Raw genomic sequence first — 25,431 nt, 5'->3', positions numbered from 1 at the left:
TGAACAGCGGCATAGTCAGACACAATCAAGGCTTCGACCGCGTAAGAGCCGATACCTGGCCAAGCAAAGACCTTTTCGACCAGAACGTTGGCCCCAAGCACAAAGGAAAACACCATGCCAAGCGTTGTCACCACGGGCAGAAGCGCATTGCGAAACGCATAGCCATAAAGGATACGGCCCGATCCAAGTCCGGCGGCACGGGCAGTACGGATATAATCCGAAGAAAGAGCTGAAAGCATGGCCGCACGGGTCATGCGGGCAATAGGTGCCAAGGTGAACAATGCGAGCGTCACGGCAGGCAGGATCAATTGCTTAAGCGCGCCAAACCAGGTTTCCCAATCACCGACAAGAGCCGCATCAATTAGAAAGAAGCCCGTCACATGCGGCGGATCAAGATAGATGAAATCAAGCCGCCCCAATGGGGATGGCGAAATGCCCAGCAGGTAATAGAAAATGTAAATCAGCATCACGCCGGTAAAGAAGGTCGGAAGCGAAACGCCCATTGTCACCAGCAAACGACAAATCTGATCGACCCAGCTTCCCGGTCTTGTGGCAGCAAGAACCCCAAGCGGGACCGCCACGACGCATGACAGGATCAGGGCACTCAATGTCAGTTCAAGCGATGCCGGAAGACGACTGGCAAGTTCAGTCAGAACAGGCCGCCCGGTTGAAACCGACTGGCCAAGGTCGCCCTTAAACAATTGACCAAGATAGATCACAAACTGTTCTGGAAGCGGTTTATCAAGACCAAGCTTTGCCCGGGTTTCTTCGATGGTTTCGGGCGTTGCCATAATCCCGGCAAACTGGACAGCCGGGTCACCAGGCAAGGCACGCGTCAGGACAAAGCTGATGACGATGACCCCGAACAGGACAGGAATGGCCTGTGCGATGCGTGTCAAAACACTGGTTCCCCGGACTGCCATGATCTTAACTTTCCACCGTTGTCAGGCCACGGATGTCGAGCTGACGGTGGAACCAGAATTCGTAGCCCCCTGCCCCATTCAGCGCGACGTTCAGGGCCGGCTGCCAAAGCGGAATACGCGGCAGGTCTTCGTGAACGATATCGATCATGCGCATGATTTTTGGCGCATATTCGGGATCATCCATCGCCATATGCAGGGTTTCATTGGTGAGCTGTTCGACTTCAGGATTGGAATAGTTCGACGAGTTGAACAGATGTCCTTCCTGATAGGCCCAGAAGAAGTAGTAATCAGGCGTATTGAGCCAGCCACCAAAGTTTTCCAGATGGAAATCCAGACGCTTTTCGACCAATGCGGCTGTACGCCAGTTTGCACCCGGAATCTTTTCGATCTCGGCCTTGATACCCAGTTTACCAACGGCTTCCTGGATCAGAAGGGCTGCTGGCTCCATCCAGGATGACAGGTCGGTCGAGATGGAAAGCTTGGTTTCAAACCCATCCGCAAAGCCCGACTTGGCCATATGTTCCTTGGCCTTTTCCAGATTGGTGTCATAAGGCGACTTTCGCGGCCAGGCGATATCGGTTGCCTTTTCTTCGCCACCCCAAAGCGGTGCCCCGCGACCATAAGCAGCAGCTTTAAAGATCGCCTCATACGGAACGACATAGGCAATTGCCTTGCGCACGTCCGGGTCCTGGAACGGTTCGAACTTGGTATTCAGGCAAAGTGCATGAATGCAGTTTTCAATCGGCGTGGAATATACCGTGACCTTGTCGGTCAGTTCTGCTGCATCCTTGTCCGGGATGTTAAAGGCAACCTGCACATCCCCGCGTTCAATCAGCGCACGGCTGGTTGCAGCAGACGGGACTTCGCGCATGATCACGCGGCGCACCGGCGGGGTCGGTCCACCAACCCAGTTATCATTGCGTTCAAATACAACCTGCTGACCGGCGTCCCAACGGCTGACGGTGTAGGCACCCGAACCGATGGTGTTGAGATGCAGATATTCCATTGCCCATGGATCATCAGTGGTCGCGTTTTCCTTGGCGACCTTGGAATTGATGATGAACGGCACCGGCACAGCCAAATCCGGTAGGGAAAGTTTGGACGGCTGATCAAGCGTGATGGCAAAGGTTTCGTCATCAATTGCTTCGAACTGATCGGGGCGGGAAAAACCACCGGCCTTCATCTGAACGGTCGGGAAACCACCGACACTTACCGCGCGATCAAATGACCATTTAACGTCTTCGGCGGTGACCTTGCTGCCATCATTAAAGACTGCATCGGATTTCAGTTTGAAGGTGATTTTCATGCCATCTTCGGAGAAGGTCCAGCTTTCAGCCAGTTCCGGCACGATTTCCGAATAGTCATACGACAATCCACCGCCTTCGGCCGGTTTGGTGCCAAATGACACCAGACGGTCATAGCAGTTTACCGCAATCTGATAGCTGGCGCGGTTCGTACCCGTGCGGTGCAGATCAAGGCTATTGACGGTCTGCGCAGATACGGCAACCAAGGTGTCGCTGCCCGCAGCCATTGCAGAAAACGTCTTGGCGAATGGAAGGGAACCGGCAACAAGCGCACTCCCCTTAAGAAAATTACGTCGCGTAAGCATCTTCGAAAACCCCCATGAACAGCTTCTAAGATCCATTGATTTCAGTTTGCAGTTTTTTGCGTTCGCGAAAACTGCTATGAATTCACCAATGCGGTGCAAAAAATGCACCACCCTTAAAAAGGGGCGTTTCATGAGGTACTTGCAGACATTCCGTTTGATCGAAGCCGTGGCGCGCGCGGGTTCGATGCGTAAGGCGGCCGAGGATATGAACCTGACGGCATCGGCCCTGAACCGGCGGATCAACGGGTTTGAAGAAGAATTTGGTGCCGAGCTTTTTGAACGCCTGCCAAGTGGCGTCCGGTTAAATCCGGCTGGCGAGTTGCTGTTGCATCATTACCGCGCGATGGCGTCTGATCTTGAACGGGTGCAGGGACAAGTTGCGGATTTGACCGGGGAACGTCGCGGTCATGTATCGATTGCCTGCTCCCAGGCACTGCTACCCTATTTCCTGCCCGAACAAATTGCGATCTATCGCAAATTACATCCCGGCGTGACCTTTAGCGTCAATGTCCGTGACCGCGCCCAGGCCGAACAGGAACTGGCAAGCTATTCCAGTGATCTGGCCTTGGTGTTTGAGCCGATCTATCTGGTGGATTTCGAAGTCATCCATGCCATCCCCCAGACCGTGGATATTGTTGTGCGCTCAGATCATCCATTGGCAACGCGTGATGAAATCCGGCTGCGCGATTGCCTTGATGTGCCCCATGTTGCACCGACCCATCGGTTTGGTGTGCGCCATCTTCTTGATTTCGCGGCAAGACGCGGGTCGCGCCATGTTTCACCCGTTGTCGAAACTGAAAGCTTTGAGCTGATCCGTCACTACGTGTTGCATGAAAATGCCGTTGGCTTCCAAATCCCGATTGGCTTACGTGTGCCTGATGACGGATCACTGGTTCATCGCCCGATTTCCGAACGTGATATGCCGCCGGGAAATCTGATCCTGGGTCAAATGCGAGGACGCACTTTGCCAGTCGCATCCGCCCGCTTTGCCATGCAACTTGCCAATGCGCTTAAGGATTATCAGGGCGAAAGCGAATAGTGCCCGGCATGTGATCCGCATTACGCCAGCCATTGCGATAGCGTGTTTGTGATTTGCGAATTTTCCAAGATCGCTGAAAATGAAAATCAGAGGCAAATCAGGGCACTGTGTAATTCACAGCACCCTGATCCAAGCTTATCGCTTACTCCGTATGATCGAATATTCGTCACCAGCAAGCCCCCCAATCGAATGCGTCATTTCACAAGGAGCGCATGATGGAACGTTTGACTGCCAAGGATTTTTCGCCGGAACTTCTCGAACTTTATGATTTCTATGCGCATGGCATGATTGACCGGCGCGAGTTTCTTGACCGCGCAGGCCGATATGCCATTGGCGGGATGACGGCCCTTGCGATCCTGAACGCCATGAGCCCGAATTACGCCATGGCCCATCAGGTCGATTTTACTGATCCCGATATTGTTGCCGAATACATCATGTACCCATCGCCCAACGGGCATGGTGAAGTGCGCGGCTATCTGGTCAAACCGGCCAATGCGACGGGCAAGGTTCCCGGCGTTGTTGTCGTACATGAGAACCGCGGCCTTAACCCCTATATCGAAGATGTCGCTAGGCGTGTGGCCAAGGCGGGCTTCATCGCGCTTGCACCGGATGGACTGACTTCCGTTGGTGGCTATCCCGGTAATGATGACAAGGGCCGCGAATTGCAACGCACCGTGGACCCGACCAAGCTGATGAATGACTTCTTTGCCGCGATTGAGTTCCTGACCGCACATGATGCCACCACCGATAAAATCGGCATTACCGGGTTCTGCTATGGCGGCGGTGTTTCCAATGCTGCAGCGGTTGCCTATCCCGATCTTGCGGCGGCGGTGCCGTTCTATGGCCGTCAGGCCGCAGCCGAAGATGTTCCGCGTATTCAGGCACCGATCCTGTTGCAATATGGTGAGCTGGACGAGCGCATCAATGCCGGATGGCCCGCCTATGAAGAGGCATTAAAGGCCAATAACAAGGTCTATGAAGCCCATATCTATCCCGGTGCCAATCACGGTTTCCATAACAATTCCACACCGCGATATGACAAGGATGCCGCCGAACTGGCATGGCAACGCACCATCGACTGGTTCAATAAGTACCTAACCTAGGCACATATAAAAAAGGCGAGCCCGAAACGCGATCGCGCGCTTTGGGCTGGCCTTTTGATTTCTGAAATTCAGATTGGCGAATGCATCCGATAGCCCGGCGCAAACAGCAGGCGGGCAGATGTAATGCCCTTATCATGTTCCCAAGTCGTACGTTCCATCAGGAACAGTGGCGCACCGGCATGGGTGCGCAGCACTTTTGCTTCGGCCTCGGTCGCCTGAACGGCGGAAAATGAAATGTCGCCCTTGGTGTAGGGGGCATGGAGAACCAGCCATTCATTCGCACTGATCTTTGACAGATCGGCATCAAGAATTTCAGGTGTGGTTTCAAGCGACACCCAGCGTTCTTCAAACATGTATGGCTTGCCATCAGCCAGATGAAGCGAGGTGATATGCAGCATATCGCATTTCGCAGTCACGCCAAGATTGGCGCAAATTTCGGGCGTCGGCGCACGTCGTTCACTAAGCAACAAGCCATAGCCGTATTTCTGGCCGCGGCCTTCGATCTCAAGTCGGATCACCGGAATATCAAGCTTGGCACGGCGGACCGGATGGGTTGAAACCCGTGTTCCCGCCTTCCGCCTGCGGTCAAGGAAGCCTTCGGCAGCCAGTTCGCGCAGCGCACGGTTCACCGTGGCGCGCGCGCAACCGAGCTGTTCGGCAAGTTCGACTTCCTTGGGGATTTGATCGCCGGGTTTCCATTCACGTGTATGGATACGGCGCAAGACCTCATCATGGACCGATTGCCAGTTTGTCTGTTCCGAGGTGCTCACACCACTTCCTTGAGTTGTTCCATCACTTTGCGATACCGGTCCGTGATCGTGTCGTGCGCAATATGGCGGCCATCGGTCACAACATGGCGACCGGCCGACCAAACATCCCGCACCATACGATCGTCACCGGCAAAGATATATGTATCGAGGATCGTATCGCCTTTCCGGCCGATCAGGTCAACAGCCGAGCCGTCAAGCGCCATCAGATCGGCAAGTGCCCCGACCTCGATCCGGCCTGCATTACGGCCGGCTGCGCGCGCACCACCTTTGGCCACCGCATCATACAAACGCCGTCCGGTTGATTTTTCCGGCGTCGCCAAAGCCGCACGGGATTTGTCACGCAGACGTTGGCTGTAATCAAGCGTACGGAGTTCTTCCGAGAGCGAAATGCGAATGTTGGAATCTGATCCAACCCCGATCACACCATTAGCACCAAGGTAGCGCACCCCATCAAAGATGCCATCCCCCAGGCTGCTTTCGGTAATCGGGCACAGCCCTGCAACAGCACCGGTCTTCGCCAGACCAAGGGTTTCGTGTTCTTGCATCTGGGTGCAGTGGATCAGGCACCAGTTTTCATTCACATCGGAATTATCAAGAAGCCACTCAACCGGGCTCTTGCCCCAGGATGCTTCGACTTCTTCGACCTCGGCAACCTGTTCAGCCAGATGCATATGGATCGGGCCATCCTTGGACAGTTTCGTGGTCGCGATCAGATCTTCGCGGCCAACTGCACGCAGTGAATGGGGCGCAACGCCAATGCGTGCATCAGACGGCAGATGGGCAATCGCGCGAACAGACGCATCATAAAGCTTGGCGAACTGGTCCGGGTCATTGCCAAAACGGATTTGCCCGGCACCAAGTGGGCGTTTGTCACAGCCCCCATATTGATAATGAACCGGCAAAAGGGTCAGGCCGATCCCCGTCGTTTGGGCGGCAGCGGCAATACGTTCGGCCATCTCGCCGATATTGTCATAGGCAATGCCGCCCGGCTGATGATGCAGATAATGGAATTCGGTGTTGTTGGCGTAACCGGCCTCCAACATTTCCATCTGAACAAAGGCAGCGATGGCTTCGACATGATCCGGGGTCAGCTGATCCAGAAAACGGAACATCAATTGGCGCCAAGTCCAGAAGGTATCGCGCGGATCAGGCCCACGCTTTTCGGTCAAACCGGCCATGGAACGCTGGAAGGCATGGCTGTGCAGGTTGGCGACCGCTGGCAACAGGGTGCCAACGCGATGCTCCGCACCGGATGCTGATTCGGGTGAATTCGGCTTTAATATTAGCGATTTTACCCGATTGATCGATTTCTACAGCGACGTTTTGCGCCCAGCCATTGCTGGTAAGTGCCTGATTTGCCCAAAGAACCGTCATATTTCATACCCGTCTTGACAGAAATATTATGTGCAGACATATTATCGTTAATAACGGACTTATCAAGAGGTGATCCTTCGCATGCTGCTGAGAAATGCAAAAATCGTCACAATCACTGATGAAAACCGCTATGGGCTGATCGAGCATGGCGCGATCGCGATCAAGGACGGTTTGATTGATTGGGTCGGCAGCGACGATGCGATCCCGGTTAAATATCTTGAGCAGACTTCACGTGATCTTGACGGTCGCCTGATCACCCCGGCCCTGATTGATTGCCACACCCACGTTGTTTATGGCGGCAATCGCGCAGTCGAATTTGAAATGCGTCTTGAAGGTGCCAGCTACGAAGAAATCGCGCGCGCTGGCGGCGGCATTGTTTCAACCGTTACTGCCACCCGCAAAGCCGATATCGATCATCTGGTCAAAACCGCCCTGCCGCGCGTTGACGCACTTCTGGCAGAAGGCGTTTCGGTGATTGAAGTCAAATCGGGCTATGGCCTTGATCGTGACACCGAACTCAACATGCTGCGCGCGGCCCGCAAGATTGCCGAGCTTCGCCCGGTCCGCATCAAGACCACATTCCTTGGCGCACATGCCACCCCTGCCGAGTTTAAGGGCGAGCCGGATCGCTATATTGACGAGGTCTGCATCCCGACCCTTCGTGCAGCCCATGCCGAAGGTCTGGTTGATGCGGTTGATGGCTTCTGCGAGGGCATTGCTTTTAACACCGATCAGATCAAACGCGTGTTTGACGTTGCCCGCGAACTCGACATTCCCGTCAAACTGCATGCCGAACAATTGTCAAATATCGGCGGCACCAAACTGGCCGCCCAATATGGTGCGATTTCCATCGACCATGTTGAATATGCCAACGACGCAGACGCAGAGGCGATGGCCAAGTCCGGTTCGGTCGCGGTCCTTCTTCCCGGTGCGTTTTACACCCTCCATGAAACCCAGTTGCCGCCAATTGCAGCGTTTCGCGAACATGGTGTGCCGATGGCCGTTGCCACCGATTGCAATCCGGGCACCTCGCCTTTGATGTCGATCCTTTTGACCATGAACATGACCTGCACGCTGTTCCGCCTGACGCCGGAAGAAGCACTGTGCGGCGCGACCAAACATGCCGCAACCGCCCTTGGTCTTTCTGACACCGGTCAGATCAAGCCGGGCCTTCGTGCTGATTTGGCGGTTTGGGATATCGAACACCCGGCCGAGCTATCATATCGCATCGGGTTTAACCCGCTGTTTGAACGTATTTTTGGCGGTGTCGTCGTTGCCAGCAAGGCAGACTGATCACCGCGAATGCCCCACAACCTGTATTCGACAAGGATGCAAAATGACTTTGACCTTAACCCCAGCTGCCGCAACGCTTGCCGATCTTGAAAACATCTGGCGCAACCAGATTGCGGTGAAACTTGACCCATCTGCCAAGACCGGTGTTGAAGCCGCCAGTGCAATGGTCCGCGAAGCCGCCGAAGGCGATGCTGCGGTTTATGGGGTGAATACCGGTTTTGGCAAGTTGGCTTCGGTCAAAATTGCCCCGAAAGATACCGAAACCTTGCAGCGTAACTTGATCCTCAGCCATTGCTGTGGCGTGGGTGAGCCACTTGATATCGCGACCACACGTTTGATGATGGCACTTAAACTGCTGTCACTTGGTCGTGGCGCATCTGGTGTGCGCTGGGATTTGATCGAACTGATCGAAGGCATGTTGGCAAAGGGTGTGACCCCGGTCGTCCCGTCTCAAGGCTCAGTTGGTGCATCTGGTGATCTGGCCCCGCTTGCCCATATGGCAGCGGTCATGATTGGTGCCGGTGAAGCCGTTTATGACAATGAAACCATGTCAGGTGCGGATGCGCTCGCCAAGGCGGGGCTTACCCCGGTTGTTTTGGGCGCGAAAGAGGGCCTTGCCCTGATTAACGGCACGCAGTTTTCAACCGCTTGTGCGCTGGTCGGGCTGTTTTCGGCATGGCGCAATGCGGCAAGCTCGATCGTGACCGCATCACTTTCGACCGATGCAATCATGGGATCGACTGCACCGCTGGTTGATGAAATCCATACCCTTCGTGGGCATCCGGGTCAGCTCAATGTCGCGCGTTCGATGCGCGATCTGATGGAAGGATCGGAAATCCGCGAAAGCCACCGCGAAGGCGACACCCGCGTTCAGGATCCTTATTGCATTCGTTGCCAGCCGCAGGTCACGGGTGCTGCCATGGATCTGCTGCGCTTTGCCGGTCAGACGCTTGAGATCGAAGCAAATGCTGTGACCGACAATCCGCTGGTTCTCAAAGACGATGGCCGCATTGTGTCGGGTGGTAACTTCCACGCCGAACCGGTTGCCTTTGCCGCCGATCAGATCGCCCTTGCTGTTGCCGAGATTGGCGCAATTGCCCAGCGCCGTATTGCCCTGATGGTTGATCCGACCCTATCCCATGATCTGCCGCCGTTCCTGACCCCGGAGCCGGGCCTTAATTCCGGTTTGATGATTGCCGAAGTCACCACCGCGGCCCTGATGAGTGAAAACAAACATCTGGCCAACCCGTGCTCGACCGACAGCACACCAACCAGCGCAAACCAGGAAGACCATGTATCGATGGCAGCGCATGGCGCACGTCGACTGGCGCGCATGAATGCCAACCTTTCCTATATCCTTGGTGTTGAGCTGATCTGTGCCGCACAGGGTGTTGAATTCCGGGCACCGCTTAAAACCAGTGCGGGCCTTCAGAACGTTCTGAAGACCGTTCGTGAAGACATCCCGACCGTGAAAGAAGACCGTTATATGGCGCCGGATCTGGCCAAGGCGGGTGAGCTTGTCACCAAGGGCGCGCTTGTAGCTGCGGCCAAGCTTTCCGGTTTTGTTGTCGGGGAGGGCGCGTAAGCATGACCAATCCGGTCGAAATCAAACGCGGCGATGGCCCGATTGTTCTGGGACTGCCCCATACCGGCACCTATGTCCCCGATGATATCGCGGCAAAGCTGAATGACCGTGGTCGCAAACTGGCCGATACCGACTGGCATATCCATACCCTTTATGACGGGCTTTTGGATAATGTCACGACGGTGCGCGCAACGTTTCATCGTTATGTGATTGATGCCAACCGCGATCCCGAGGATGTCAGCCTCTATCCCGGTCAGAACACAACGACCCTTGTGCCGTTGACAGATTTTGACGGCGAGAACATCTGGGATGTGGCGCCAACCGAAGATGATATTGCCTATCGCGCAGCGACCTTCCATGCGCCCTACCATCAGGCACTAGCGGCCGAGCTTGAACGTGTCCGCGCCAAGCATGGGGTGGCGATCCTTTATGATTGCCATTCGATCCGGTCAAACATCCCGTTCCTGTTTGACGGCAACCTGCCCGATTTCAATATCGGCACAAATCTGGGCACGACTTGTGATCCGATGATTGAAACCCTGACCTCTGAAATCTGTTCGCAGGCCGAGGGATATAGTGCGGTTTTGAACGGGCGTTTCAAAGGTGGCTGGACCACGCGCCACTACGGCCGACCCGATATCAATCAGCACGCCATCCAGATGGAACTGGCGCAATCAACCTATCTCACGGCCGAGGAAGCACCCTGGGCCTATGACGAAAGCCGTGCGGCAAAACTGCGCACGCACCTTACTGAAATTCTAAAGACACTGGCCGATTTGGCCCCAGCACTAAGAGGCAAGTCATGACCAACAATCCGCGTCACAACCAGCGTGATATTTACCCGGCAACCGGCAGCGAAATCACTGCCAAAAGCTGGCTGACCGAAGCGCCGATGCGCATGTTGATGAACAACCTGCATCCCGATGTGGCTGAAAACCCGCATGAGCTGGTTGTTTATGGCGGCATTGGCCGTGCCGCGCGCACCTGGCAGGATTTCGATCAGATCGTTGCCAGCCTCAAGGAACTGGAAGATGACCAGACCCTGATGGTGCAGTCGGGCAAGCCGGTTGGTGTGTTCCGCACCCATAAGGATGCGCCGCGTGTTTTGATCGCGAACTCCAACCTTGTACCGCATTGGGCCAATTGGGACCACTTCAACGAACTCGATAAAAAGGGTCTGGCAATGTATGGCCAGATGACTGCGGGTTCGTGGATCTATATCGGATCGCAAGGCATCGTTCAGGGCACCTATGAAACCTTTGTCGAAGCTGGTCGTCAGCATTACGGCGGCAGCCTTAAGGGCAAATGGATCCTGACCGGCGGCCTTGGCGGCATGGGTGGCGCACAGCCGCTGGCAGCCGTGATGGCCGGTGCATCCTGCCTTGCAGTCGAGTGCGATGAAACCCGTGCGGACTTCCGCCTGCGTACCCGTTATGTCGATGAAAAAACCCATTCCCTTGATGAAGCACTGGCGATGATTGATCGCTGGACCAAAGCGGGCGAAGCGAAATCGGTTGCCCTGATTGGCAATGCCGCCGACGTATTCCCGGAACTGGTCAAACGTGGTGTCCGCCCGGACATCGTCACCGATCAGACATCGGCACACGATCCGGTTCATGGGTACCTTCCGCAAGGCTGGAGCGTTGCCGAGTGGCGCGAAAAGCAAAGTTCAGACCCGAAGGCCGTTGAAAAAGCAGCCCGCGCATCAATGCGCGTTCAGGTCGAAGCCATGGTTGCCTTCCACGATGCAGGCATCCCGACGGTCGATTACGGCAACAACATCCGTCAGGTCGCCCTTGAAGAAGGGTTTGAAAACGCCTTTGCCTTCCCGGGCTTTGTTCCGGCCTATATCCGCCCGCTGTTCTGCAAGGGCATCGGTCCGTTCCGTTGGGCGGCCCTTTCGGGTGATCCCGAGGACATCTACAAGACCGATCAGAAGGTCAAGGAACTCATCCCTGATGACGAACATCTGCATAACTGGCTGGACATGGCGCGCGATCGCATTTCCTTCCAGGGTCTGCCGGCTCGTATTTGCTGGGTCGGTCTGGGCCAGCGTCATCGCCTGGGTCTGGCATTTAACGAAATGGTCAAAAACGGCGAACTGAAAGCCCCGGTGGTGATCGGTCGTGACCATCTTGATAGCGGATCGGTCGCAAGCCCGAACCGCGAAACCGAAGCCATGAAAGATGGCTCGGATGCGGTCAGTGACTGGCCGTTGCTTAATGCGCTGCTTAATACTGCATCGGGGGCCACCTGGGTCTCGTTGCATCACGGCGGCGGTGTTGGAATGGGCTTCTCGCAGCATTCCGGCATGGTGATTTGCTGTGACGGCACAGAAGATGCCGCACGCAGGGTCGAACGCGTCCTTTGGAACGATCCGGCAACCGGTGTGATGCGTCACGCCGATGCAGGATATGACATCGCACTGGATTGCGCACGGGAACACGGGCTTAACCTGCCCGGTATTCTCGGCAAATAAGTTTTGAACTTTCACGTGGGGGCAATGACGATTGCCCCTGCAAAACCTGATCAGGGTTCAATCAAGGAGGCTTCTTAATATGAAAAGACGTGAATTTCTGACTGCTGGTGTTGCCGGCGTAGGTGCAGCGGCCGCTGCCACCTTTGCCACCCCTGCCATTGCACAGGACAAGCGCCAGTGGAACATGGTCACCGCATGGCCGAAAAACCTTCCTGGGCCGGGCGTTGCGGCACAGAAACTGGCGGACCGTATCACCACCCTTTCGGGCGGTCGCATCGAGGTTAAACTCCATGCGGCGGGCGAACTTGTACCGGGCCGTGGCGTTTTTGATGCGGTTTCCGAAGGTACGGCTGAGCTTTATCACGCAGTTCCGGCCTATTGGGGTTCGAAATCCAAAGGCATCCTTCTGTTTGGTTCGCAGCCTTTTGGCCTGCGTGCAGATGAACAGGTTGGCTGGCTGACCCATGGTGGCGGTCAGGAACTGTATGACGAAATGTATGGTCAGTTTGGCCTGAAGCCGTTCCTGTGTGGTAACTCTGGCCCGCAGTGGGCGGGTTGGTTCCGTGACGAGATCAAATCGGTTGATGACCTTAAGGGTCTTAAATTCCGTACCACCGGTCTTGCGTCCGAGATGTGCTCGAAACTGGGTATGGCGGTTCAGGCCATGGGCGGTCGCGACATGTTCCAGGCGCTTCAGTCTGGTGCGCTTGATGCGGGCGAGTTCATTGGTCCGTGGAGTGACAGTGCACTTGGCTTCTATCAGGTTGCCAAAAACTACTATTGGCCGGGTGTTGGCGAGCCGTCCTCGGCTGAAGAATGTGCGGTAAACGCCAAGGCATTTGCCGACCTTCCGGAAGACCTTCAGGCCGTGGTCAAGTTTGCTTGTGACAGTCTTTATAACGAAGTCTGGACCGAGTACGAGACCAAGCACGCCATGGCGTTGCAGAAGCTGGTTGCAGAACAGGGCGTTCAGGTCCGCATGCTTCCGGATGACGTAATCGAAGCCATGGGCAAAGCCGGTGCCGAAGTCATCGCAGAATTGCGCGAAAGCGACGATGCCCTGACCCGCAAAGTTGCAGAAAGCTTTGTTGCATATCGTGATCTGATCGGTGGTTACATGACCTATGCCGATAACGGTCAAATGAATGCACGCGCCAAGGTTCTTGGCTTCTGATACATTTGATCCCCGGCGCAAGGAACATCATCCTTGCGCCGGTTCTTTCATTTCCGGGGGGATTTGATGCAACGCCTCGCTGATCGGCTTGATCTGGTGAACCAATGGACCGGTATGACGGTGCGCTGGTTTGCACTGATCATGGTTCTATTGCAGTTTGCCGTCGTCTTGCTGCGCTATGTTTTCGGTTTCAGTTCCATAGCACTTAATGAAAGTGTTCTTTACCTGCATTCCGGGCTTTTCATGCTTGGTGCGGGTTATACGCTTTTGGTCGACGGGCATGTTCGGGTGGATATTTTCTATGCCGGGGCAAAGAACCGTACCAAGGCGCGCATTGATGCATTTGGCTATGCCGTGCTTGCGATCCCGTCGATGGCAGCCTTGCTTTATTGGACCTGGCCGTCCGTGATCAACTCGATCTCGATGATGGAAGGTGCGATTTCGGTTGGTGGCATTCCGGCCGTTTGGCTTTTGAAATCCCTTATCCCGGCCTTTTGTATTCTTTTGATTATTCAGTCTGTTGCCTGTTTGCTCAGGCAGATCATTGTCTTGCGCAGTGGCGTTGAAGACCAGGGTGCGCAAAGCTGATGGAATATCTTGATCTTTTGATGTTTGCCGCACTGATGGGCTGCATCCTTTTGGGTTTCCCTGTATCGTTTTCGATTGCCGGTGTGGCGATCATGTTCGGTTATCTCGGCTGGGCAACCGATACGATGAATATCGGCCTGATGGGGGCATTCGGGCAGCGCGTATTTGGTACGCTGACCAATGATGTCCTGATCGCCATTCCGCTATTTGTCGTGATGGGTGTGATCCTTGAACGATCGCGCATCGCCGAAGATTTGCTTCATACCATGGGGCGTCTGTTTGGCCAGTTGCGTGGTGGGCTTGGTATTTCGGTCGTACTTGTCGGTGCGCTTTTGGCCGCATCAACCGGCATTGTCGGCGCAACCGTGATTGCCATGGGCATGATCGCGCTTCCGACCATGCTGCGCACCGGCTACAACCCGAAAATGGCATCGGGCCTTGTCTGCACTGCCGGGACGCTTGGTCAAATCATTCCCCCCTCGACCCTTTTGATCATTCTGTCTGACGTGATGTCGTCGGCCTATCAACAGGCGCAGTATGAACAGGGCAAATTCACGATCGAAACCATTTCGGTCGGACAGATTTTTGCCGGTGCGCTTGTACCGGGCTTAACGCTTGTTGCGATCTATATCCTTTACATCCTGCTGCGCGGTGTCTTCCGCCCCGATGATATGCCCCCGGTAAAAAGCGATGATGGCCGCCCGAATATGGGTGAGGTTTTTAGTGCAGTCCTGCCGCCGGTTTTGCTGATCATTGCAGTATTGGGTGCGATCCTTGGCGGTGTTGCTACCCCGACCGAGGCGGCATCGGTTGGTGCAATTGGTGCCATCCTGATGGCCGGTGCGCGTCAGGGGGCTAATCGCACTCTGGTGCTGGCGGGCACGATTGCCCTTTTGGTTCTGGCCGTGATGGCGGGCCTTGCACCGGTGCGGTTCCAGCGCAGTGACCTTGGTGCGTTTGATTATGTTCTGGGGGCTGGCTATGTGGTTCTGGCGATTGTCGGGATTGCCGCGATTGCCGCTTGCTTGCGTCAGGCATGGAAGACAGACATTCTGAAATCCGCACTGACATCGACCATGACCGTTACGTCGATGATCTTTGCCACCATCCTGACCGCCAGCATGTTTTCACTGGTGTTCATTGGATTGGGCGGCGAAGACCATGTTGCCGAAATCCTTGAAGCAATGCCAGGTGGTCCAACAGGTGCGCTTCTGTTTTGCATGGCGCTGATCTTTGTTCTGGGCTTCTTCCTGGACTTCGTTGAGATCACCGTGATTTTGCTGCCGCTGATTGCGCCGGGCCTGATCATGATGGGGCACGACCCGGTATGGCTGGCGATCCTGATTGCGATCAACCTGCAGACATCGTTCCTGACACCGCCATTTGGTTTCTCGCTATTTTATCTGCGTAGTGCCGCCCCGCCGGAAATCACCACCGGCCAAATTTACAAGGGTGTGGTGCCATTCATCGGACTGCAGATTTTTGGCATGGCGGTCATCTGGTTTTGGCCTGCCTTGGCCAGATGGTTGCCAAGTGTTGTGTTCTGATCACGCACCAGCAAAACAAAAACGCCCCGGGAAACCGTGGGCGTTTTTTATGCCTGCATCTGGCAGCTTCATACAAAGCACGAAAAAAACTGAACAAGCGCCTCAAAACACGGCAGGCGTCACCATATGTAATGCCTTGTTCTTTCAGAGCTAACCACAAGCACATATTCGCACATGCGAGGGTGCATTGCGGGAAAACCCTTAGGGAAATGGGCAAAAATACCATCAAAATTTAACGCAAATTCGCTCTAACAGACTTGAAAATAAGGCAGAAAGAACGGCATATTCGAAACTGAAGATTGAGGGACAAATCAAACCACTCAACGCAAGAAAAACAAACCAGCACATTAACTTGCGATTGAGAGTTTTGATTGCGATTAACAACGTTTGAGGGGCCGGACGTTGCAAGAAGAACAAAGAGACGTGGTGGCAGGGACCGACAGCGAATTCTACCCGCTCACATCACCGCAGGCCGCCATCTGGCTGGATTTGGCCCGGGGGCATGATCCTGCACGATATAATATTTGCAACGTTTTCGATTTCGACGGGGCGCTTGATGTTGGAAAATTGCGTCAGGCCATCGTTCAAACGGATCGCGAAAATGACGCGCTGAGACTGCGTTTTTCAACACGCAATGGCGAGCTGCAGCAACATTTTTCCCCCTCCAACCGCCCCATTGAGTTTGAGGTCATCGACCTTCAATTCGAAGACGACCCGGAAAGCACTGCCCGAAAAAAGGTCGCGGAATTTCGCGAACGCATTTTCGATCTGGAGAATGGCGAGAATTGCCGTCATCAGGTTCTGCGTCTTGGTGAAACACGCTATTGGTGGGTGCGCGTTTATCATCACATTGTATGCGACGGATATGGCGGCCATTTGATGGCGGAGCGTAATGCCGAGATCTACAATGCGCTTATAATCGATGAAGCTATTCCTGCCTGCCCATTCAAATCCTATCGCGCGTTTGTGGAAACAGATAACGCCTATCCGCAAACCACGTCCTATGCACGCGACGTTGAATATTGGCGAGAACGCCTGACACCTGATCGCGCCCCAACTGGCGTAACGACGCTTCCGATCCAGTCGGTGCAAAAAGATGCGCAGATCACCATTCCGGTTTCGACAGATACCCTCGATATCCTCAACGTAACCGCACGCAATGCCGGGACGACGCCGACCGCAATCCTGATGAGCCTTTTTGCTGTCTTGCTTGGCAAAATCACGGGCGAACGGGAACCGATGTGGAACTTGCCGATCCTGAACCGATTGGGACGCAATGAACGCGAAACACCCGGTGCGTTTTCCACTGTCATCCCGTATTCGGTCAAATTGGATGAACAGAAGAGTATTCTGGAATTAAGCGACCAGATATTCAAACAATCGCGCCGTGACATCCGCCATGTCAGGATGAGCCCCGTGCGCATGCGCGATGCTGGACTTGGTCTTCGCAGCCTGACTGCGAGCGGTGCGACCTTTAACAGTCTGGATGCGGCAACCCCGATCCATTTTGAAGGCGTATCTGCCAGAAGACTAAACATCTATCACGGCCCAGCAGACGATATCGGACTGGCGTTTTTCTCCGAGACTGTTTCGCCAACTGAGCAAAAGTCCGAACTGATCTGGCAATATGATGCCAACCGCATTGACGCCAAATCAACACGGGCACTCACGTCTGCGTTTTCCAAGCTGCTTGATAGCGTTTTGGCAAAGCCAGAGCAAAATATCGGCGCATTGCTTGATCAGATCGACATTGATGCTGCCTGTCTCGAAATGCTTCGCCCGCAAGCGCCTGAAAGCGACTTGGCAAAAGCACTTGCGCGCTATGTGAATGATGTTTGGGCAGATATCCTTGAGATTGATGATCTTGAAGTTGATGAAAACCTGATTGTAGCGGGTGCGCATTCGCTGTTGCTGCCGCGGGCGCAAAGCGTATTTGCGGAAGTGGCTGATCGGGCGATCAAGCTTGAGGAAATGCATGAATATCCAACAGCGCAGAGCTTTGCCAAACATCTGATCAAGACCAGCCCGCGCTTGGATGAGGCACGCCTTACTGCCGCCATAGAACGCCTTGTCACGCTTCGCACCAAGGCAAAAGCACCCGCAAAGCCAACCATTCCCGTGCAATGGCACGACGGCACAATCATCCTGCCATCCGCAGCCGATAGCCGGGATGCGCTTGATGGACATCTCAACAATGCGATGCGCCGCCTTAAACAAGGTGCGGCACCCGAAAGTCTGGTTGATTTGCCGAAAGCAGTGACGGAAAGCAGCGAGCGTTGTGTCATCGTCGGCACGTCTGCCGAGACGATCATCCAATCCATGAGCAACTCAGATGGTGCAGGTTATCTTACAGGGCACGTTGATGCCGCCCAGAACTCTGTCGTCTTGCTATTTCCCGGTCAGGGGTCTCAGCGCCCGGGCATGGCACGGGCAATTTACGATGCCGATCCAAAATCAGCACAGTTGATTGACGCCGCCTGCAAGGCCGTTGTTCGTCACAACGGCCCAGCTGATTTGCGGGACCTTTTGCTTTTTGCCGATCAAAACACAGCCAATATCGAGAAACTGGCACAGACCGACTACGCACAGCCTGCCCTGTTCATCACTGAATATGCCAAAGCCAGTTGGTTGCTGCGCCTTGGCGTCAAACCATCGGCATTGCTTGGGCATAGCATTGGCGAGTATGTCGCGGCCTGCCTTGCCGGTGTCATGCAATTTGACGACGCATTGCGACTTGTCGTCATGCGCGGCAAATTGATGAGCCAGACCGAGCCCGGTGCAATGTTTGCGCTATCGATGAGTGAACAGGAAGTCGATGAAGTCCTGACACGGTTTGGTTCGGACCTATCGCTGGCAGCAAAGAATGGCCCACGGCAATTTGTTGTTGCTGGAAGCTTGTCCGTTATTGACGCGGTCGAAGCCCATATTGCCAAGATCGGCAAGAAGGGCCGCCGTCTGGTTGTCTCGCGCGCGTTTCATTCAAACATGATGGAACCGGTTCTTGATCGTTTCCGCAGCACTTTCGATCAGATCAAATTACACGCGCCAGTGATTGAAATTCAATCAAACCTGACGGGCACTATCCTTCGACCAGAAGAAGCAACCACCCCTGATTACTGGGTATCCCATCTTCGAAATGCAGTGCGGTTTGCCGACAATATCAATCAGCTGAAAGCATCGCATCCCGATGCCCTGTATGTTGAATGCGGTTTTGGAAATACCGCAACCCGGCTGGCAACGGTCAATGGTATCGCGCAGTCCAAATGCATCACCTTGCACGCTGATCTGAACGCAAAAAGTGCGAACGCAGACCAACAAGCATCCCCCAATCCGCTGGCGATCGGGTTTGCCAACCTTTGGCTGCATGGGGTGGGAATTGAATTTGGCGACCCATCTATGGTCACAGCCCAGCCATCGACGCATCCCAAAGACGAACGCGGTGCTGTCATCACTTCATTCCAGCCTCATCCTGCCGCTGCGGGTCAGTGGCTGGCGCGACGCGATCTTCCAGCGGATGACAGCTATCACATCGTTGTCAGCTTCCGCTTGCCAGTCGACACATCGTTCGATGCCCTGAAAACCGCGTTTGGAAAAGTCGTCGTATCTTGTGATTCGTTCCGTTCAACCTTTGTCGAGCAGAATGGCGAACTGGTTCAGCGCGTGCACGAAAGCATGCCGGTTCCGATCAACATCCTGGAGCGCCTTGAAGACATTCGTCACGGGCTTTTCGATCTTGAAAATGGGCCTCTTCTGCGGGTTGGCTATGTGGCGCAGACGAATGCCTCGCCGCCGATCATGGTCATTGCCATTGACCATATCTGCTTTGATGGACAGTCACTGCCGCTTCTTGAAAAGGCGGTAATGGCAGCCATTCAGGAGCCGACCGCAGAACTCCCCAAGCAAAACTCCCGGGAAATCGCGAAGCGTTCGATCCAGGCACTTGAAGGCCAACGCGGGCAACTTGGTGCGGCATTCTGGAAAGAGCGCAGTGAAGTTTTGTTGGGTCCGCCACTGCCCAAAAGTGCAGAGGCAGGCGCCATCAAGCAGGTAAAACGGTGCTTTGTTAAACTTGATGAAGCCCAGATCGATGCGCTTGAAATCATCAGAGCCCATTTGGGAACGGCAACACCGACAGCGCTTTGGAATGCATTGGTTCTGGCGACAGTTGCACATTACAAAACCGGCAGCGCCGCCATCATTGGTCAGCCATTTTCCGGACGCGTGGCACCTGAAACGCGCGAGGCAATTGGATGCTTTGCCAATGTTCTACCAATTGCGATCAAACCGGACATGTCAGCCGGGATTGGGGCACTTGCGCAGCAAATCAGCCGCGAAATGCTGTCGATCATGGATGTTCAGGATTACCCGTTGTCCCGAATCATTCAGGATCTTTCCGTCATTGAACAGGGGCATGTCGACCTACCGTTCGATATCGTAAGCACGATTGAGGTAAATCCTGATCTTACTGACATCGATGATGTCGATTTTGGCGGCGGCAAGTTCCCGCTGATGGCAACGCTTGCCAAATTTGGCGCAGGCACATTCCTTTCCATTGAACATTTCACATCGCTTTACAGCGAAAGCTGGGCGGAACGCTTTGCGCATAGTCTTCTTGCGCTCATTTCATCGCTGTCAGAAAACCCCGACAAGCCGCTTGGCGCTGTTGATTTTCTGCCCGCGGACGAGCGCAACCGACTGGTGATCGCGTTCAACGACACTGCATCGGACTATCCGCGCGATGCCGGATTGGGAAGCTTGCTTGCCAAGCAGATCACCAATGATCGGCTGGCGGACAAAACCGCAATTGATGACGGCAAACGCCAGATTACCTATGCCGAACTAGGGGGTCTGTTATCAGACATTTCTGGCAAACTGGATCAGCTTGGTGTCAAAGCCGGGGATACGGTTGCCTTCGCGTCCGAGCGCAACCTTGATGCCATTTTGACCATGCTTGGCATTGTCTGGCATGGGGCGGTCTATCTGCCGATCGACAAATCCCTTCCGGCCAATGCGATTGCCGAACTGATGAGTGAATGTGGGGCGACCACATTGCTGTTTGATGCGGCCGAAAAGGATCGTTTGGCACAGCTGTCAGATCGCTTCAAAGTCGCGCCATTGCCCAAGGGTGATTTGAAATCCGGTGGCACGTTGAAGGCACCAGCCGAACGTCATGGCGATGACCTTGCCTATGTGATGTTCACATCAGGTTCAACCGGAAAGCCAAAGGGTGTCTTGGTCCCCAACCGGGGCATTGTCCGCCTTGTGGTGAATAACAAAACGCTTCCGTTTGACGCGCAAGACGTGATCGCGCAAGCCGCATCGCTTGGCTTTGATGCAGCCACACTTGAAATCTGGGCAGCGCTTTTGAACGGTGGGCGGTTGTTCGTTCTTGAGAACGACGCGCTGTTTGATTTGTCATCGCTTGGCGACAAGCTGCGCGATGCAGGCGTCACGACCATGTGGATGACAGCAAGCCTGTTTAACCTGATTGCCGATGTCGCACCTGAGGCCTTCAAATCGCTAAAACGATTGATGAGTGGCGGCGAAGCGTTAAGCCCGGTTCATCTGCGCAAGATCCGCGCGGCTTGCCCAGATGTCGCGTTGATTAATGGGTACGGCCCGACTGAGAACACCACATTCACCTGCACCCATCTGATTACCGAAGATAACCTCGAAACCGGTTTGATCCCGATTGGCAAGCCGATTGGCAATACCCGGATTTACGTTCTCGATGATGCAGGTCGCGTTGTCCCGACCGAAGTTTGGGGCGAACTTTATGCTGCGGGTGATGGCTTGGCCCTTGGCTATACCGGTGCGCCGGAACGCACCGAAAAGGCATTTGTTCAGATCCCGGGCATTGACGAGGAACGACTTTATAAAACCGGTGACCGGGTGCGCTGGCGTGCGGATGGCACCATTGAATTTGGCGGGCGCGGTGATGGTCAGGTCAAAATTCGTGGCCACCGCATCGAGCTGAATGCGATTGAAGAAAAGCTGCTGGCCCTTGATGACATCCGTAATGTCTGTGTGATGCCAATCGGTCAGGGGGCAGATGCCTTTTTAGGGGCGGCAATTGCGTCTGATCATGATGCACGGGACACCTGGGCATCGGTTCTGGCGCGTGACTTCCCCGATTACATGGTGCCGGAACGCTTTGTCGTGCTGGAACACTTGCCGGTTAATGCCAATGGCAAAGTGGACCGCAAAAAGCTTCAGGCCATCATCGCCGAAGAAGAACAGGTCATTGCGGCTTCACCTGAAAGCGATAACACGCTGGAAGCGTTTGTCGTCAAGCAGTTTGAAACCCTGTTCCCGAACAAGACCATTACAGCCGCGACTGATTTCTTTGCCCTTGGCGGGCATAGTCTGATTGCGATGCGTCTGGCTGGCATAATTGAGGAAGAAACAGGCTACCGCCCGAAGTTGCAGGAAATCTTTGCGGCACGCACGCCAGCAAATATGGCACTTTTGGCCGCCAAACATCAAACCCAGCCAAAGCAAACCGTTCTGGCAAGCAAGACCGAAACGAAATTTGCCCTGTCCAGTGGCCAGGCACGTTTGTGGGTTCTGCAGCGTATGGAGCCGGAGCTTGCGGTTTATTCAGTTCCGGTCACCCTTGATATCACGGGACCTGTTGATGCTGCGGCACTTCAACGCGCGCTTCATAAGCTTGAAGAACGTCAGCATACCTTGCGCTTGCGGTTTAAATCCGATCCGGATCATCCCGATGGGGTCAGCCAGTATCTGGCACCGATTGGATCGCTTGAACTGGTCCATCATCACATGGATGCAGCAACCGCCGACACCTTTGTTGCCACTGAAACAGTCCGTCCGTTTGATCTAAACGATGCATCGATGGTGCGCGCGCAGTTGATTACGGTGGCTGAGCATCGCCATTGCCTGATGATCACACTGCATCATGCGATTTGCGATGGCTGGTCCATGCCGATCCTGCTTTCAGAATTGACCGAACTTTATCAGGCGGAACTTGCAGGAACGACAGCATCCCTTCCCAAAATCGAACGTCATTACGAGGATTTCGTTGCCTGGCAGCGCGATTATCTGCACGGCCCCGAAGGCCAAGCTGCCCTTGCCCGTTGGAAAGAACGACTGGCAGAATTGCCAGAACCACTTAACCTGCCGACCGATTTCCCCCGTCCGGCGGAGCGCAAATTTGCCGGTGATTTCTATGAGTTCAAATTGGGTACCGCCACAACCCGATTGATCGAAGAAACCGCTCAGAAATTTGGCGTCACCGCCTTTAATACCCTGACCGCGCTTTTGCAGGTTCTGCTGTATCGCCATTGCGGTCAAAGCGATATTGCCATGGGTATGCTTGTCGCCGGGCGCGAGCATTCATCCCTTGATCGGCTGGTCGGGTTCTTTGTGAATACGGTTCTGATCCGTCAGAGACTTGATCCCGATGCGCGCTTCGAAAGCCATCTGGCGCAAACGCAGAAAATCGTTCTGGACGCAGTTGCCGATCAGGCCATCCCGTTTGAGGATGTGGTCAACGCGGTCAAAGCCCCGCGTGATCTGTCCCGCAATCCGTTGTTTGATGTGCTGGTCGCCTGGCAGGATAACCTTCCGGGGGGTGCAAAGCTTGGCACGGCGGATGCAAAACTTCGCGAGATCGAATTCCCGTTCGCCAAGTTCGATCTAGGTTTCTATTTCTGGCGTGATGACACGGCACTTTGTGGATCGGTCGAATTTGATACCGGGCTATTTGAACGCCCGACCATCGCATCCTTTATCGAACGGCTTGAAACCCTTTGCCAATCGGCACTGTCGGGCAGCGTAGACGCACCACTTTGCGAACTTGCCATTCTGCCCGATCGTGAACGCGCGCAGATCGACGCATTCAACGCGACGCAAAAAGACCTTCCGATTGATCGCAGCATTTCTGAACCGTTCCTTGATCAGGTTGCCGCGATCCCCGATCGGGTTGCGGTGCAGGATGACGTTGAAGCGCTGAGCTATCATCAGTTCGCCCGTCGTGCTGCGGGTATTGCCGAACTTCTGAAAGGCAAATCGATCAAGCCCGGCGATGTTGTCGGTGTCGCCATTCGCCGGTCGGTCAATATGCTGGCCGCCATCCATGGCACGCTTCTGTCGGGTGCGGCTTATAGCCCGCTTGATCCCGATCATCCCGAACAGCGCCGCAAGGACATGCTTGATGACCTTGGCGAAGGGTGGGTGATCACAACGTCGGATCTGGCCCATCTGTTTGATGCGGATCGCACCATCCTGATTGACGGGTCTGAAGATGCGGACATTCCGGCCCTTTCAAGTGGTCCGGATGATCTGGCTTATGTCCTGTTTACATCGGGTTCCACTGGTCGCCCCAAAGGGGTCGAGATCGCCCATCGTGGGGTTCTGAACCGCATCTTGTGGATGCAGGATGAATTCCCGCTCGGATCCGATGACGTGATCTTGCAGAAAACACCAATCACGTTTGATGTCTCGGTGTGGGAGTTGTTCTGGTGGTCATGGACCGGATCGAAGGTTGTCCTGCCGGCACCGGGTGCCGAACGTGATCCGGCGCAGATTGCCGATGCGATCCATGAAAACCGTGTCACGACCATGCATTTCGTGCCATCGATGCTCTCGGCCTTTTTGACCGCGGTTGAAAGCGGCACAGTTGATGTGAACAAGCTTTCATCGTTGCGGCGCGTCTTTGCTAGTGGCGAGGCATTGGATGCTGCTGTCGTTCGGCGGTTCAATGCGCTTCTGTTTGATCGTTTTGGCACCGAACTTCACAACCTTTATGGCCCGACCGAGGCCACGGTGGATGTCACCTGGCAGGCCTGTTCGCCGCAAACGACCGGCGATGTGGTGCCGATTGGCAAACCGATTGCCAATACCACGGTCCAGGTCCTGACCAATGATTTCAAACCACTGCCGATTGGTGTGGTGGGTGAAATCATTCTGGGTGGTCCGCAGATCGCGCTTGGTTATCGCAATCGGGCGGAACTGAGTGCCGAGAAATTCCCGGCTGATCCAAGTGATCGTGGTGATCGCCTGTATCGCACGGGTGATCTTGGTCGCTGGCGGCGCGATGGCACGGTCGAATATCTTGGCCGTATTGATCATCAGGTCAAAATTCGTGGCTACCGCATCGAGATTGGTGAAGTCGAAGTCGCACTTGAAAGCCATCCGAATGTTGAACGTGCGCCGGTGATTGTTGCATCGGTTGCGGGGCTAAACGAACTTCATGCGTTCATTTTGCCATCGGGTGATATTGATGCGATTTCGCTGCGTGATCACCTGCGCAGTCGCCTGCCGGAATATATGATCCCGGCCCGGTTCTTTGCCATTGATCACCTGCCCATGACGAGCAGCGGCAAGGTTGATCGCAAGGCGCTTAAGGGCACGCCGATCCGCGCCCGTGCAGCGAATACCGGTGCTACGGCCACTGCAACACCATCCGTCGCGATAGGCAGCACCGAAAGCAGGAAAACATACGAGGAAAAGGTCGCAAAACTTTGGGCCGAAATCCTGCCAGATATCACGCCAACCCGTGATGACGGGTTCTTTGATATTGGTGGCAACTCGTTGCTGCTGCTGCGGTTGTTTGAGAAATTCGAAGCCAATTGGCCGGGCCGCGTTGGAATTGCCGATCTGTTTGCCAATCCGACGATTGCAAAGCAGGCCGAACTGATTTCCGATGATGTCGCATCCCCGGAAAACTTGGGAACACTGGCATCTGATGCCCCCATTCTGGCCAATGATGAACCGATTGCCGTGATCGGTATGGCGGTTCAGGTTGCGGGTTCGGATACCATTGATGGGTTCTGGGAGAACATTGCATCGGGTCGCGATCTTGTCCGCGCCATGCCCGAAACCCGCGAAGCAGATGCGCGCGAAATCCTGAGCGCAATTGGAAAACCGGTTCCCGCCAAGTTCCGCGAGATCGCCTATCTCGATCACCTGTTTGAATTTGACGC

General features: G+C 54.7%; 15 protein-coding genes. 10 read left to right on the top strand and 5 right to left on the bottom strand.

The features are described from left to right. Both ACMZ66_RS22130 and ACMZ66_RS22125 read right to left on the bottom strand, forming a co-directional pair. Positions 1–923: ABC transporter permease (locus tag ACMZ66_RS22130; protein WP_416940722.1), on the bottom strand; the 923-nt coding region annotated here is incomplete at its 3' end. A 4-nt stretch (positions 924–927) separates the two neighbouring features. Continuing rightward, a complete protein-coding gene (locus tag ACMZ66_RS22125) occupies positions 928–2,532 on the bottom strand; it encodes an ABC transporter substrate-binding protein (RefSeq protein WP_416940720.1) in 1,605 nt (534 codons plus the stop codon). Positions 2,533–2,662: 130 nt separating this feature from the next. On the opposite strand from ACMZ66_RS22125, the gene ACMZ66_RS22120 reads away from it, so the two are divergent. Together ACMZ66_RS22120 and yghX are read left to right on the top strand one after the other, a co-directional pair. Next, positions 2,663–3,571, top strand: coding sequence for a LysR family transcriptional regulator (locus ACMZ66_RS22120; protein WP_416940718.1), 909 nt, complete (start codon positions 2,663–2,665; stop codon positions 3,569–3,571). Between the two features lie 215 nt (positions 3,572–3,786). Beyond that, entirely contained in the window at positions 3,787–4,674 is an 888-nt protein-coding gene (gene yghX / locus ACMZ66_RS22115; protein ID WP_416940716.1) for a YghX family hydrolase, read from the top strand. A 68-nt stretch (positions 4,675–4,742) separates the two neighbouring features. Here the strand turns inward: yghX and ACMZ66_RS22110 are convergent, their stop codons facing one another. The 3 genes from ACMZ66_RS22110 to ACMZ66_RS22470 are packed head-to-tail and all read right to left on the bottom strand — an operon-like array spanning position 4,743 to position 6,818. Further along, positions 4,743–5,444 carry a GntR family transcriptional regulator gene (locus ACMZ66_RS22110; protein WP_416940714.1) on the bottom strand — a complete coding sequence of 234 codons (702 nt, stop codon included), beginning with the start codon at positions 5,442–5,444 and terminating at the stop codon, positions 4,743–4,745. Next, complete coding sequence (locus ACMZ66_RS22105) at positions 5,441–6,667, bottom strand: formimidoylglutamate deiminase (RefSeq protein ID WP_416940711.1); 1,227 nt, start codon at positions 6,665–6,667, stop codon at positions 5,441–5,443. The genes ACMZ66_RS22110 and ACMZ66_RS22105 overlap by 4 nt, the downstream gene beginning before the upstream one ends. Further along, on the bottom strand, positions 6,591–6,818 hold the full coding sequence (locus ACMZ66_RS22470) for a hypothetical protein (protein WP_419096489.1): 228 nt from the start codon (positions 6,816–6,818) through the stop codon (positions 6,591–6,593). Before ACMZ66_RS22470 ends, ACMZ66_RS22105 begins: the two co-directional genes overlap by 77 nt. 81 nt (positions 6,819–6,899) lie before the next feature. Between ACMZ66_RS22470 and hutI the strand changes: the two genes are divergently transcribed. From hutI to ACMZ66_RS22065, 8 genes are all read left to right on the top strand, one after another. After that, complete coding sequence (hutI, locus tag ACMZ66_RS22100; protein WP_416940709.1) at positions 6,900–8,111, top strand: imidazolonepropionase; 1,212 nt, start codon at positions 6,900–6,902, stop codon at positions 8,109–8,111. Between the two features lie 43 nt (positions 8,112–8,154). Further along, a complete protein-coding gene (hutH, locus tag ACMZ66_RS22095) occupies positions 8,155–9,696 on the top strand; it encodes a histidine ammonia-lyase (RefSeq protein WP_416940707.1) in 1,542 nt (513 codons plus the stop codon). 2 nt (positions 9,697–9,698) lie between these two features. Further along, positions 9,699–10,502, top strand: coding sequence for an N-formylglutamate deformylase (gene hutG / locus ACMZ66_RS22090; RefSeq protein ID WP_416940705.1), 804 nt, complete (start codon positions 9,699–9,701; stop codon positions 10,500–10,502). Beyond that, positions 10,499–12,175, top strand: a complete 1,677-nt coding sequence (hutU, locus tag ACMZ66_RS22085; protein WP_416940703.1) for a urocanate hydratase — start codon at positions 10,499–10,501, stop codon at positions 12,173–12,175. Before hutG ends, hutU begins: the two co-directional genes overlap by 4 nt. Positions 12,176–12,254: 79 nt before the next feature. Next, positions 12,255–13,349 (top strand): TRAP transporter substrate-binding protein, encoded by a 1,095-nt coding sequence (locus tag ACMZ66_RS22080; protein WP_416940701.1) that lies wholly within the window; start codon positions 12,255–12,257, stop codon positions 13,347–13,349. 66 nt (positions 13,350–13,415) lie between these two features. Beyond that, entirely contained in the window at positions 13,416–13,937 is a 522-nt protein-coding gene (locus ACMZ66_RS22075; protein WP_416940699.1) for a TRAP transporter small permease subunit, read from the top strand. Further along, the gene (locus ACMZ66_RS22070; protein WP_416940697.1) at positions 13,937–15,484 is read left to right on the top strand and encodes a TRAP transporter large permease; all 1,548 of its coding nucleotides are present in this window, start codon (positions 13,937–13,939) and stop codon (positions 15,482–15,484) included. The genes ACMZ66_RS22075 and ACMZ66_RS22070 overlap by 1 nt, the downstream gene beginning before the upstream one ends. Positions 15,485–15,910: 426 nt before the next feature. Next, on the top strand, positions 15,911–25,431 hold a 9,521-nt coding region (locus ACMZ66_RS22065), incomplete at its 3' end, for an amino acid adenylation domain-containing protein (protein WP_416940695.1).

Source organism: Thalassospira sp., from assembly GCF_048059015.1.
Taxonomy (GTDB): domain Bacteria; phylum Pseudomonadota; class Alphaproteobacteria; order Rhodospirillales; family Thalassospiraceae; genus Thalassospira.
The sequence above is the reverse complement of the archived record's forward strand: the minus strand, read 5'-3'. Positions and strand labels throughout refer to the sequence as shown.

Excerpts from the sequence above, each read along its gene's own strand:
- ACMZ66_RS22080 (WP_416940701.1), top strand. The coding sequence starts at position 12,255 with ATGAAAAGACGTGAATTTCTGACTGCTGGTGTTGCCGGCGTAGGTGCA.
- ACMZ66_RS22070 (WP_416940697.1), top strand. The coding sequence starts at position 13,937 with ATGGAATATCTTGATCTTTTGATGTTTGCCGCACTGATGGGCTGCATC.
- hutH (WP_416940707.1), top strand. The coding sequence starts at position 8,155 with ATGACTTTGACCTTAACCCCAGCTGCCGCAACGCTTGCCGATCTTGAA.
- yghX (WP_416940716.1), top strand. The coding sequence starts at position 3,787 with ATGGAACGTTTGACTGCCAAGGATTTTTCGCCGGAACTTCTCGAACTT.
- ACMZ66_RS22470 (WP_419096489.1), bottom strand. The coding sequence starts at position 6,818 with ATGACGGTTCTTTGGGCAAATCAGGCACTTACCAGCAATGGCTGGGCG.
- hutG (WP_416940705.1), top strand. The coding sequence starts at position 9,699 with ATGACCAATCCGGTCGAAATCAAACGCGGCGATGGCCCGATTGTTCTG.
- hutU (WP_416940703.1), top strand. The coding sequence starts at position 10,499 with ATGACCAACAATCCGCGTCACAACCAGCGTGATATTTACCCGGCAACC.
- ACMZ66_RS22125 (WP_416940720.1), bottom strand. The coding sequence starts at position 2,532 with ATGCTTACGCGACGTAATTTTCTTAAGGGGAGTGCGCTTGTTGCCGGT.
- ACMZ66_RS22120 (WP_416940718.1), top strand. The coding sequence starts at position 2,663 with ATGAGGTACTTGCAGACATTCCGTTTGATCGAAGCCGTGGCGCGCGCG.
- ACMZ66_RS22075 (WP_416940699.1), top strand. The coding sequence starts at position 13,416 with ATGCAACGCCTCGCTGATCGGCTTGATCTGGTGAACCAATGGACCGGT.
- hutI (WP_416940709.1), top strand. The coding sequence starts at position 6,900 with ATGCTGCTGAGAAATGCAAAAATCGTCACAATCACTGATGAAAACCGC.